This is a genomic window from Nocardia sp. NPDC058114 (assembly GCF_042884695.1).
Lineage (GTDB): Bacteria > Actinomycetota > Actinomycetes > Mycobacteriales > Mycobacteriaceae > Nocardia.
On sequence record NZ_JBHVTK010000020.1, the window covers coordinates 13,079 to 25,000 of the forward strand.

Annotated in this window: 12 protein-coding genes and 1 tRNA gene; 5 read left to right on the plus strand and 8 right to left on the minus strand. The window is 66.6% G+C overall.

The annotated features are described in order from the left end of the window. Position 1: 1 nt before the first annotated feature. From ACFVVI_RS34925 to aceE, 6 genes are all read right to left on the minus strand, one after another. Entirely contained in the window at positions 2-1,432 is a 1,431-nt protein-coding gene (locus tag ACFVVI_RS34925) for an acyl-CoA carboxylase subunit beta (protein ID WP_378996281.1), read from the minus strand. 117 nt (positions 1,433-1,549) lie between these two features. Beyond that, a complete protein-coding gene (locus ACFVVI_RS34930) occupies positions 1,550-2,806 on the minus strand; it encodes a KasA/KasB family beta-ketoacyl-ACP synthase (protein WP_266299014.1) in 1,257 nt (418 codons plus the stop codon). Positions 2,807-2,815: 9 nt separating this feature from the next. Beyond that, positions 2,816-3,121 (minus strand): meromycolate extension acyl carrier protein AcpM, encoded by a 306-nt coding sequence (gene acpM, locus ACFVVI_RS34935; RefSeq protein ID WP_056821158.1) that lies wholly within the window; start codon positions 3,119-3,121, stop codon positions 2,816-2,818. 80 nt (positions 3,122-3,201) lie between these two features. Continuing rightward, positions 3,202-4,116 carry an ACP S-malonyltransferase gene (locus ACFVVI_RS34940; RefSeq protein ID WP_387449178.1) on the minus strand — a complete coding sequence of 305 codons (915 nt, stop codon included), beginning with the start codon at positions 4,114-4,116 and terminating at the stop codon, positions 3,202-3,204. Between the two features lie 127 nt (positions 4,117-4,243). Then, entirely contained in the window at positions 4,244-5,545 is a 1,302-nt protein-coding gene (locus ACFVVI_RS34945; RefSeq protein ID WP_378996361.1) for a PucR family transcriptional regulator, read from the minus strand. 44 nt (positions 5,546-5,589) lie between these two features. After that, positions 5,590-8,472: a pyruvate dehydrogenase (acetyl-transferring), homodimeric type gene (gene aceE, locus ACFVVI_RS34950; RefSeq protein ID WP_378996283.1), complete on the minus strand. Its 2,883-nt coding sequence runs from the start codon at positions 8,470-8,472 to the stop codon at positions 5,590-5,592. Positions 8,473-8,688: 216 nt separating this feature from the next. Between aceE and ACFVVI_RS34955 the strand changes: the two genes are divergently transcribed. From ACFVVI_RS34955 to ACFVVI_RS34975, 5 genes are all read left to right on the plus strand, one after another. Continuing rightward, on the plus strand, positions 8,689-9,237 hold the full coding sequence (locus ACFVVI_RS34955; protein WP_378996285.1) for a hypothetical protein: 549 nt from the start codon (positions 8,689-8,691) through the stop codon (positions 9,235-9,237). Positions 9,238-9,364: 127 nt separating this feature from the next. Continuing rightward, complete coding sequence (locus tag ACFVVI_RS34960) at positions 9,365-9,787, plus strand: DUF3052 domain-containing protein (RefSeq protein WP_101469203.1); 423 nt, start codon at positions 9,365-9,367, stop codon at positions 9,785-9,787. Between the two features lie 73 nt (positions 9,788-9,860). Then, positions 9,861-10,325: a peroxiredoxin gene (locus ACFVVI_RS34965; protein ID WP_067456651.1), complete on the plus strand. Its 465-nt coding sequence runs from the start codon at positions 9,861-9,863 to the stop codon at positions 10,323-10,325. A gap of 32 nt (positions 10,326-10,357) precedes the next feature. Then, positions 10,358-10,429, plus strand: a tRNA-Val gene (locus ACFVVI_RS34970). A 98-nt stretch (positions 10,430-10,527) separates the two neighbouring features. Further along, positions 10,528-10,746 carry a hypothetical protein gene (locus tag ACFVVI_RS34975; RefSeq protein ID WP_378996290.1) on the plus strand — a complete coding sequence of 73 codons (219 nt, stop codon included), beginning with the start codon at positions 10,528-10,530 and terminating at the stop codon, positions 10,744-10,746. Between the two features lie 103 nt (positions 10,747-10,849). Here the strand turns inward: ACFVVI_RS34975 and ACFVVI_RS34980 are convergent, their stop codons facing one another. Further along, positions 10,850-11,062, minus strand: coding sequence for a hypothetical protein (locus ACFVVI_RS34980; RefSeq protein WP_378996292.1), 213 nt, complete (start codon positions 11,060-11,062; stop codon positions 10,850-10,852). Between the two features lie 86 nt (positions 11,063-11,148). Further along, on the minus strand, positions 11,149-11,898 hold the full coding sequence (locus ACFVVI_RS34985; protein ID WP_387449182.1) for a GTP-binding protein: 750 nt from the start codon (positions 11,896-11,898) through the stop codon (positions 11,149-11,151). Positions 11,899-11,922: the final 24 nt, after the last annotated feature.

Consider the following 11,922-nt stretch of genomic DNA (forward strand, 5'->3'; position numbering starts at 1 on the left):
ATCACAGGGGGATGTTCTTGTGGTGGCTCTTGCGGGCCGGAGCCGCCGCGAGGGCCGCGGCGATGATGCTGCGGGTCTTGGCGGGGTCGATGACCTCGTCGACGACGCCGATGGCGACGGCGCGTTCGACGCCGCCCGCGAGCTGCTCGTGCTCGGCGGTGAGGCGCTCGTGGAGGGCTTCGCGCTCGGATTCAGGGGCGGCGGCGAGTGCCTTCTTGTGCAGGATGCCGACGGCGGCCTTGGCGCCCATGACGGCGACTTCGGAGCCGGGCCAGGCGTAGACGGCGGTGGCGCCGAGGGCGCGGGCGTTCATCGCGATATAGGCGCCGCCGTAGATCTTGCGGGTCACCAGGGTGACGCGCGGAACGCGGGCTTCGGCGAAAGCGTGCAGCAGCTTCGCGCCGCGACGAACCACGCCCTCGAGTTCCTGGCCGACACCGGGAAGGTAGCCGGGAACGTCGGTGACCACGACCAGCGGGATGCCGAACGCGTCGCACAGTCGCACGAAACGTGAAGCCTTCTCGGCACTTTCGGAGTTGAGGCAGCCACCGAGGCGCAGCGGGTTGTTGGCCAGGACGCCGACGGTACGACCGCCGAGACGACCGAGACCGGTGACCATACTGCGGGCGTAACCACCCTGGAGTTCCTCGAAGGAGGACTCACCGTCGACGTTGTCGAGCAGCTCGTGCACGATCGGCTTCACGTCGTAGGCGCGCTTGGCCGACTCCGGCAGCATCGCCTTGAGATCGACATCGCCGTGCTCGGCCGCGACCAGGTCGAACTCGCCCTGCTCGGCGAACATCGACACCAGCCGGCGCGCGCGGTGCATGGCGTCGGCCTCGTCATCGGCGGCGATATGGCAGACGCCGGACTTCTTGAAGTGTGTGGTGGGACCACCGAGGGTCGCCATGTCGACGTTCTCGCCGGTCACCGAGCGCACCACGTCGGGTCCGGTGACGAACACGCGGCCCTCCGGCGCCATGATCACCACATCGGTCAGCGCGGGACCATAGGCGGCACCACCGGCGGCGAAGCCGAGGACCACCGAAATCTGGGGAACGAGACCGGACGCGCGAACCATGGCCTCGAAGACCAGGCCTACCGCGTGCAGCGCCTCGACACCCTCGGCCAGGCGGGCACCACCGGAGTGCCACAGCCCGACGACGGGGATGGAGGATTCGATCGCGGTGTCGATCGCGTCGACGATGTGCTTGCAGCCCTCGACGCCCATCGCGCCGCCCATGACGGTCGCGTCGGAGCAATAGGCCACGGTGCGGACCCCGTCGACCTCGCCGATCGCGGCGAGCACGCCGGAGCGGTCACGCGGATGCAGCGGCAGGACGGTGCCGGGGTCGAAGAAGCGCTGGAGCCGACCCAGTGGGTCGCGCGGATCGGTGGTGGTGTCTTGAAACGCGGGAGCAATGATGGTCATCGCGCTCACTCCTTCGTAAAGATTGCCGCGGCGGCGGCTGCTGTGGCGAACCGCCGGTGGGAGTCGAACCATTCAGTTGGCACGACCCCCACCGGGGATCGGAATGCAGTCGGCGGCTTATGCCCGACCGAAGGCGAGCGCGACGTTGTGCCCACCGAAACCGAAGGAATTGTTGATCGCGTACTCGATTTCCTGGCGACGGGCTTCCCCGTGCACCACATCGAGATCGATCTCCGGATCCTGGTTGTCCAGGTTCAGTGTCGGCGGAACAATGCCGTCCCGGATCGCGAGCACGGTGAGGATCGACTCCAGGGCGCCCACGGCGCCGATCGAGTGACCCAGTGCCGACTTCGGCGCGTACACCGAAGCGTGCTTACCGATCGCCTTGTGGATCGCGTTCGCCTCGGCGGAGTCACCGATGGGCGTCGCGGTCGCGTGGGCGTTGATGTGGGTGATGTCGCTCTTGGTCAGACCAGCGGTCTGCATCGCGCGAGTCATCGCCCTGGCCGCACCGGTGCCCTCGGGATCGGGAGCGACCAGGTGGAACCCGTCGGAGGTGATACCGGCACCCAGCAGACGAGCGTGGATGGTGGCACCGCGCGCCTTGGCGTGCTCTTCGGTCTCGATGACCATGAGCGCGCCGGCCTCACCGAAGACGAAACCGTCGCGATCCTTGTCGAAGGGACGCGAAGCACCCTTCGGATCGTCGTTGCGGGTACTCATCGCGCGCATCATGGAGAACGCCGCGATCGGCACCGAGTCGATGAAGCCCTCGACACCACCGGTGACGACGATGTCGGCGTCACCCATCACGATCATCCGCCACGCGTTGGCGATGGCCTCCGAACCCGACGAGCACGCCGAGACCGGAGTGACCACTCCCGCCCTGGCCTTCAGCTCGAGACCGACGACCGCCGACGGACCGTTCGGCATGACCATCTGAACAGCCAGCGGCGAGATCTTGCGATAGCCGCCGTTCTTCAGCTTGTCGACCGAGTCGATCAGGGCGTCGCCGCCGCCGAGTCCGGTGCCGATCGCGACGCCGAGACGGTCGTTGTCGACCTCCGGGCTGCCCGCGTTCTTCCACACCTCACGACCGAGAACGGTCGCCAGGCGCTCGACATACGCCATACGGCGGATCTCGACCCGGCTCAACAGGGTGTCGGGGCTGACCTTCAGGTGACCACCGATTCGCACCGGCAGGTCGTATTCCTCGATGAAGGAATCCTCGAGAACGTCGATTCCGCTCTCACCGTTGAGGAGTCCCTTCCACGTCGCATCGACATCACCAGCGATCGACGTGGTCGCCGCCATCGACGTGACGACGACGTTGGGGAAGTTCCCGTTCAAAGTACTGGGAGCAGGAGTGGTCAAAGTTCGGCCCTACTCGCCGGCGCTGTCGAACTTGGCCTTGAGCTCGGCGGCGACGTCGGCGTTCTCGGCCTCGAGCTTCTGGACGTAAGCGACGGAGTCACCGACAGTCTTCAGGCTGGCCAGATCCTCATCGGGGATCTTGACGCCGTACTTGTCTTCCATCTGCACAGCGATCTCGACCATGGACAGCGAGTCGATGTCCAGGTCGTCGACGAAGGACTTCTCGAGGGTCACCTCGGAGGGTTCGATACCCGTAACCTCTTCGATGATCTTGCCGAGTTCTTCGACGATCTGTTCCTGGGTCAGAGCGGCCACTTTGGTGGCTCCCTTCTTGTTGCTATTTGTAGGGTTCGTGAACGGCCTGCACTTCGCTGTGCACAACCGCCGGGGGAAAGCTAGCCCGAGGTGGTCAGTTCGGCCAACGCGGGGAGGTCTTCTGGGGTCTTCAGGGCCAGATTGGGCGTGCCCTTCAGTTCCCGTTTGGCGATGCCGACCAGCGTGCCCGCCGGCGGCAACTCGACCACGGCCGAGACGGCCGCGGCGCGAATGGTCTCGTTGCACAGGTCCCAGCGCACCGGGCGAGTGACCTGAGCGGCAAGTTTTTCGATCGCGTCGGCGCCCGAGGTGACCGGTCGTCCGTCGAAGTTCGACAGCAGCGTCCGGATCGGGTCGCTCGGCGAGATCTGGGCGATGGCATCGGCGACAGCTTCTTGTGCCGGGGCCATGAAGACGGTGTGGAACGCACCGGCGACGGGCAACGCGCGGACCCGTGCCTTCTCCGGCGGGTTCGCGGCGAGCTCCGCCAGAGCTTCCAGGCGGCCCGCTGCGACGATCTGGCCTACCGCGTTGCGGTTGGCCGGGACGAGATCGAGTTCGGCGAGCCGTGCGAGCACGGTGGCCTCATCGCCACCGAGCACTGCGGACATGCCGGTCGGCTCCAGCGCACAGGCCTTGGCCATCTCCCGGCCGCGGATGGCGGCGAGGGCGACTGCCTCGTCGGCGGTGATGACACCGGCGACAGCGGCTGCGGCGAATTCGCCGACCGAGTGTCCGGCGACGACTGTATCCGCCGGAATCGACCCGGGGGCGATTTCGGCGAACGCGAGGAGGGCGGCGGCGACCACGAGCGGCTGCGTCACCGCGGTGTCGACGATCTCCTCGGCCGTCGCGGTGGTACCGAGACGGACCAGATCGAGGCCTGCGGCCTTCGACCAGAGCTCGAGGCGATCAGTCGCACCGGGAAGTGCGAGCCACGGCGTGAGCATGCCGGGTGTCTGGGACCCCTGTCCAGGGGTGAGCAACGCGATCACCCCCTAAGACAACACTGTGACCCCCGCCGCATGAGATGTCGGCGCGAATGAAGCTTTCCGATCGCTTTTGTAGGGGTCCCACAAAATCCGAGGTGGGGTGTCGGGATCGACCGATTCCCCGATCCCGTTACAGGGGGTCGTGAGCCAATGGGGCAGACGGGGTTTCTGTGACAGAAGGAGACGATTCGTTATGCGTTCGTGTCAAACGGCCCACTGTTGCTGCGATTCGGAGCACATAGGCGTCCCGGGGATTCATCGGATCGCGGCCGGTGACCTCGCCGATTCGTTTGAGTCGGTACCGAACGGTATTTGGATGGACGTACAGCTGCCGAGCGCAAGTTTCTACTGCTCCGCCACAATCCAGGTAGGCGTCGAGTGTGTCGGATAACGAAGATCCGGCAGCAGCCAACGGGAGCACAAGATACTCGTTCAACGCCTCTATCGCAGCTCTATCGCCCAGCAACGCGCGCTCGGGCAACAACTCCGTGGCGTGAACGGGCCTTGGCGCCGCGCGCCAGCCCACCACGGCCTCCATTCCCGCCAGCGCCTCGATCGCCGACGCGTGCGCCGCCCCGAGGGTACGCATCGTCGGACCGATCACCACCGGGCCGTCGGAGAACACCTCGGCCAGCAGATCGGTGAGGAACGGCGAGCCCATGCCCGACTCCCCCAGGTGCCCGCTGACCACCATCACCAGCCGCGCACCCTGCACCACCGCCAGCGCGGCCCTGCCGTGTTTGGTCGCGATGGTGTGCACCGCGCCGACCGTCGACACGCCCTGGTCCAGCGGCGGTGTGCCGACCAGCACCGTGGCGGGCGCCGTGGCGTCCCAGTTCAACGTGGCGGCCCGGGAAAGCATGTCGGGACCCGTGTCGCCGCGGACCACCGCGTCGACCACCAGGGCCTCCAGGCGGGTATCCCACGCACCACGCGACTCGGCGGCGCTGGCGTACACCGAGGCGGCCGCGAAGCCGAGCTCACGCCCGTACCGCAGCACCGCCTCGGTGAGCGCCACCAGCTGCCGATCGTTGCGCGCCAGCGCGGGCAGCCACTGCTCGAAGAAGTCCATGGCCACCCGCACCATGTCCACGGTCTGGCGCAGCGTGAGCCGCCGCGCCAGATCCTGTGGAATCACCTGGAACGCGTCCAGGCTGAAGCGGATATCGGAATCGGGATCCTGCAACCACTCCAGGAAGTTCACGACCGCCGTCTGCACCAGCATCTGCACGCCCGCTCGCTGCGCGGCGTCCAGATCGGCGAAGAACGGCAGCCGATCCTGCATCGACCCCACCGCCTCGGTGGACAGCCGGCCCGAGAACTGCTTGACCCGCTTGAGCAGCGTGTCGGGCAGCGGATCACGGGTCTGCCGATTCGGGGACAGAGCCCCCGTCGGCAGATAGACCTCGTGTTCGCTGGTGCCCTCGGTGATCCGACGGGGCCGCGGCGGTTTGCGCTCCACAGTCCAATAGTCCGCTACGCGAGTTCCTCTGCCGCGTCCGCACTCGGCTTCGGCGCGGCGGCCACGCTGTCGATGCCGTATTTCGCGGCCGCTTCCACCGCCTTGGCCTTGTCGAACGTGCCGTCCCGGACGAGACCCTCGAGCACGGCGACCACGATCGACTGCGCGTCGACGTTGAACACCCGGCGCGCGGCCGTGCGGGTGTCGGAGAAGCCGAACCCGTCGGTGCCGAGGGTGATGTAGTCGCCGGGCACCCACTGCCGGATCTGATCGGGCACCGCGCGCATCCAATCCGTCGCGGCGACCACCGGTCCCCGCGCGGCCGAGAGCGCCTGGGTGACATACGGCGAGCCCGAATCCGCATCGGGGTGCTTGAGCGCCGCGATCTCCTTGTCGAGCGCCTCCCGGCGCAGCTCGCCGAACGAGGTCACCGACCACACGTCCGCGGCCACACCCCACTCCTGCGCCAGGATCTCCTGCGCGCGCAACCCGTCGGGCACGGTCACGCCGGAGACGAGGATCTGGGCGCGAACCTCGCTCTCACCGCCGCCCTGGTACAGATACAGGCCTTTGAGCAGACCCGCGACGTCGAGGTCGTCGGGCTCGGCCGGCTGCTGATAGGGCTCGTTGTACAAGGTGATGTAGTAGAAGATGTTCTCCCCGCCGAACGTGCCGACCGCGGGCACCTCGGTGCCGGGTAGCTGACTGGCCGGGGCCTCGCCGCCGCCGTACATCCGGCGCAGACCGTCGCGCACGATGTGCGCGATCTCGAACGAGAACGCCGGATCGTAGGTCACCACGGCGGGATTCGACGATGCCAGCAGCAGCGACTGCCCGTCGTTGTGCTGCAGACCCTCACCGGTGAGGGTGGTGCGGCCCGCGGTGGCGCCGAGGACGAATCCGCGCGCGAGCTGGTCGGCCGCGGCCCAGAAGCTGTCGCCGGTGCGCTGGAATCCGAACATCGAATAGAAGATGTAGAGCGGGATCATCGGCTCGCCGTGGGTGGCGTAGGAAGTGGCGACCGCGGTGAACGAGGCGGTGGAACCGGCTTCGTTGATGCCCTCGTGCAGGATCTGGCCGACCGCGCTCTCCTTGTAGGCGAGCATCAGTTCCGCGTCGACCGAGGTGTAGAGCTGGCCGTTGCGGTTGTAGATCTTCAGCGTCGGGAACCACGAGTCCATGCCGAAGGTGCGGGCCTCGTCCGGGATGATCGGCACGATGCGCTTGCCGATCTCCTTGTCGCGCAACAGTTCCTTGACCAGGCGCACCAGCGCCATCGTCGTGGCGACCTTCTGCTTGCCCGAACCCTTGCGCACCGAGCGGTAGGCCTCGTCGCCCGGCAGCTTCAGCGCCTTGGCGGGCGAGCGACGCTCCGGCACGAAACCGCCGAGCGACGTGCGCCGGGCCAGCATGTACTCGATGGCCGGATCGTCCATGCCGGGGTGGTAGTACGGCGGCAGGTACGGGTCCTTCTCCAGCTCGGCGTCGCTGATCGGGATGCGCTGCAGATCGCGGAAGTCCTTGAGGTCCTGCAGCGCCAGCTTCTTCATCTGGTGGGTGGCGTTGCGGCCCTCGAAGTGCTTGCCGAGGGTGTAGCCCTTGATCGTCTTGGCCAGGATCACCGTCGGCTGGCCCTTGTGCGCCATCGCCGCCGAATACGCCGCGTAGACCTTGCGGTAGTCGTGTCCGCCGCGCTTGAGATTCCAGATCTCGCTGTCGGACATGTTCTGCACCAGCGCTTTGGTGCGCGGGTCGCGGCCGAAGAAGTGGTCGCGCACGTACGCGCCGTCATTGGCCTTGTAGGTCTGGTAGTCACCGTCGGGGGTGGAGTTCATCAGGTTCACGAGTGCGCCGTCGCGGTCGGCGCCGAGCAGCGCGTCCCACTCGCGACCCCAGACCACCTTGATCACGTTCCAGCCCGCGCCACGGAAGAACGACTCCAGTTCCTGGATGATCTTGCCGTTGCCGCGCACCGGGCCGTCGAGCCGCTGCAGGTTGCAGTTGATCACGAAGGTCAGGTTGTCGAGCGCCTCGTTGGCGGCCACCTGGATCAGGCCGCGCGACTCGGGCTCGTCCATCTCGCCGTCGCCGAGGAACGCCCACACGTGCTGGTCGGAGGTGTCCTTGATGCCGCGATCGGTGAGGTAGTGGTTGAACCTGGCCTGGTAGATCGCGTTCATCGGGCCCAGGCCCATCGAGACCGTCGGGAACTCCCAGAAGTCCGGCATCAGCCGCGGATGCGGGTAGGACGGCAGGCCCTTGCCCAGGCCGCCGTGGCTGTATTCCTGACGGAATCCGTCGAGCCGGTCCGTGCTGAGGCGGCCCTCGAGGAAACCGCGCGCGTAGATGCCCGGCGAGGCGTGGCCCTGGATGTAGACGTGGTCGCCGCCGCCGGGGTGATCCTTGCCGCGGAAGAAGTGGTTGAAGCCCACCTCGTAGAGCGCCGCCGAGGACGCGTAGGTCGAAATATGGCCGCCGACACCGATTCCGGGGCGCTGCGCGCGATGCACCATGATCGCGGCGTTCCACCGGATCCAGGCGCGGAAGCGGCGCTCGACTTCCTCGTCACCGGGGAACCACGGTTCGTTCTCGGTGGGAATGGTGTTGACGTAATCGGTGGAGGTGAGCGCCGGAATCGAGACACGGCGTTCGCCCGCTCGCTCGAGCAGGCGCAACATCAGGTAGCGGGCGCGACCCGGACCTTCCCGGTCGAGCATGTCGTCGAAGGATTCCAGCCATTCACTGGTCTCTTCGGGGTCGATATCCGGTAGATACGACGCCACTCCTTCGCGGATGACCCGTACCCGTTCACCGGTGGGTTTGGTGGTGGATTCACCGCCCCCGGTGGAGGTCGCTACTGGATCGTTGGAAGCTGCAGAGTGGATCAGGTCGGTCAAATCTGCTCCTCGTGATGGGGGCTGAACTGCTTGGTCGGCGTCGCTATCCCCGGGCCTGCCCGCTTGGTGTGCGGACCACCCGTTGCGAAAGGTTCGGGTGCACCCCCCATCCTTACCGAAACGGCTGCCGAGGTCATCACCTCGGCGCGAATACCATTAGGTAGGTTCTGCGGGGAAATACGAGTCACGCACGTGAGTGAGAGGGAACGCCGGACGATGAGGGAGCTGCACGCGCGCCGACTGGGGCTGATCTGTGCCTTTGTCGCCGTGACCGCGGGTTCGGTGGTGGCGGGTTGTGCCGAGCAGATCCCCGGCACACCGACGACCGACGCGGCCGAAGTGGCCGCCTACAAGACCACCGCCGCGGCGTCGTCCTCGGCCGCCGCGTCCTCGCGCGCCGCGGCCGCGCGAGAGCGCGCGATCACCGACAACTGCGGCCAGTTCGCCACCACCACCGGCGCCGGCGTCACCGCGTACAACGACTTCGTCTCCGCCCACGACACCAACGCTCCCGACTACGCCGCCAAGCGCGAGTCCGCGGCCACCACCCTCGACAACGCGGCGACCAAAGTGGAGTCCGGCGTCGTCGCCGCGGCGGGCGCGTTGCCGACCGAACTGGCCGACAAATTCACCGCGTATGTCGTCGCGGCACGCGAGCTGGCCGTGCAGACCAGAAAGATGACCTACAACTCACCTGTCGGCAAGCTCAACGAGGCCAGCCGCACCATCAACCAGGCACGCACCGCCGTCCACGACGCCTGTTGAGACGGCCGATTTCGCCCTCCCGACACGCGGCATACGGTCCCAATTCATCCGATCAGCTTGCGCTGCGGCCGATAACCATGTTCGCTTGCACCTATCTTACTGTCGGAAGTTTAGGGAGGACACCACCGTGGTCGCCGCGGCGGACGCGCAGAACTACGCTCAGAAGCTTGGCATTTCTCACGGCTTGGTTGTTCAGGAATTGGGCTGGGACGAGGACACCGACGACGCATTGCGCGCCGAGATCGAGGAGGTCAGCGGCGGCGAAATGGTCGACGAAGACTCCGATGAGGTCGTTGACGCCGTCCTGCTGTGGTGGCGAGAAGGTGACGGCGATCTGGCCGACGAGCTGATGGATGCCATCAGCCCGCTGGCCGATGAAGGCTTCATCTGGGTCCTCACCCCCAAAACCGGTCAACAAGGCCATGTCGATCCGAGCGAGATCGCCGAAGCCGCACCCACGGCCGGCCTGACCCAGACATCCACCATCAGCCTCGGCAGTTGGACGGGCTCACGCCTCGTTCAGCCGAAGGCACCGTCCAAACAGCGCTGAATCCGCCGTTCGCTAGGGTCTCAGTTGGGCTCGCATGCCCGGCTGGGACCCGACACGACGGAGGATTCGTAGTATGCCGCTAGAGGTTGGCACTCTCGCGCCGGATTTCACGCTCAAGGACCAGAACAACCAGCCCGTCACCCTGTCGGATTTCCGCGGCAAGAAGAACGTGCTGCTGGTGTTCTATCCGCTCGCCTTCACCGGCATCTGCCAAGGCGAGCTGTGCAAGGTCCGCGACGAGCTGCCCAAATTCCAGAACGACGACGCCGAGATCATCGCGATCTCCGTCGGACCGCCACCCACCCACAAGATCTGGGCCGCGGAACAGGGCTACCTGTTCCCCCTGCTGTCGGACTTCTGGCCGCACGGCGCCGTCACCCAGTCCTACGACGTCTTCAACGAGAAATCCGGCTACCCCAACCGCGGAACCTTCGTCGTCGACAAGTCCGGCTACATCACTTTCGCGGAGATGAACGGCCCCGGACAAGCCCGTGACCAGGCGGCTTGGGAGAAAGCCCTCGCCGCGCTAGATTCATAACCCGACACCGCCGGTACTCCCCGGCGGTGCCAGGGCGTATAGCTCAGCGGTAGAGCACTGGTTTTACACACCAGCGGTCGGGGGTTCGATCCCCTCTGCGCCCACATTTCACGTTGCAGGTGGAAGGCAATCGCCCTTGCACCACTGCTGCCCCAGGATTCGGGGGCGGTTGGAATCTGTTGATCGACCGTACGATTCCGGCATGACTCTCACCAGTCGGGCCTTGCGCACCGGCGCCGCGGCCCTCGCCATCACCGCCGGACTGGTCACCGCCGCCGGGCCCGCCGCTGCGGAAGCCCCGCTGGGTTCGGGGAGCGACTCGTCGGGCACCGGCTCTTCCTCCCTGGTGCAGTCCGTGCTCACCGCGATCGGATGTGCCGTCGGCGCCAACTCCTGCGGGCCCATTGTCATCCCTCTGTAGATCGGCGAGATCACCGCGTAGCGGCAAGGGGCCTTCTCGTCGAGTGATGATGGGACACGGCCTTGTCAGGCTTCGGCGGCGGGGGATTTCGGCCGGTGCGGACCTAGTGCTCGCAGTCGTTGTGGATCGGCGGGCAGTAGATGGTCGTGGCGCAGGCCAGGCAGGTGTGCGTTCGGTGGTGTCCGCCGATCCGGACACAGGGCAACACGCTGACGAGCGACCGGCCTGCTCCGAGCCGGTGGCCGTTGGGGCAGAAGCGCGGCGCAGGTTCCGTCCAGCGTCCATTGCGCAGGTAGAGCCGAATCGAGTCGCACATACGTTCGATTATGCACTTCGTCGGCTGGACGACACGATTGGGCACACCACCGCCGAGCGAGTCCCGATCAGGCCCGAACGCGGCGGTCAGTAGTCGAGGGCATGCTCCGGCTGACAGACGTACAGGGGCGATGGCAGGTAGCGGACGACGGCGTCCAGGAGGGGGGCGATGTCGTCGCGTGCGAGGGGTGTGGCGCACAGAATGGGCACGATGTCGCCGTTGCGGGTGCGGCGCCGGATGCGGGTGTGCAGGTCTCCAACGGTGAGCGAGTCCGCGTGGTGTTCGGTCAGGGTCGCCCTGAGTACGCGATACCACCGCTCAGCGAGTTGCCTTCGGCTTCCCAGGGTTTCGGTTGCCGCATGTTCGAGGGCCGGTAGCGAGACCAGGTCGATGACGTCGAAGCCGACACCGGCGCCGACGGGGACCTGGAGGGCCAACGGCACCGCCCCGCGAGCGTCGGCGATCGTGCGGACACAGCGGTCGAAGTCGGCGGTGGGTTGATCGAGGCCGCCGACCAAGCACAGGCGGGCGACCTGATGATCGTCGGCGACGCGCAACATGGTTTCGAGTCGCGGGGTGGCGTGCGCGGCGGCGTTCACGACCACGATGACCCCGTCGGCGACGCGAATGGATCGCTCCAAGTCGGCGATGAGCGCGTCGCTCGACAGCTCGGTGACGCGAATCGTGTGCTCGATACCGTCCATCGACCAGTGGACCGTGTTCTCGGTGTCGCCGAAACATCGGCGCAGGCGATGAACCACTCGCGCCGTCTCGTCGGCATCGCCGATGATCGTGACGTTGCGGATCGACTGCGGGTCAATAGCTTTGGTGCCCATCGCGCGGTACTCCAGATCGATGTC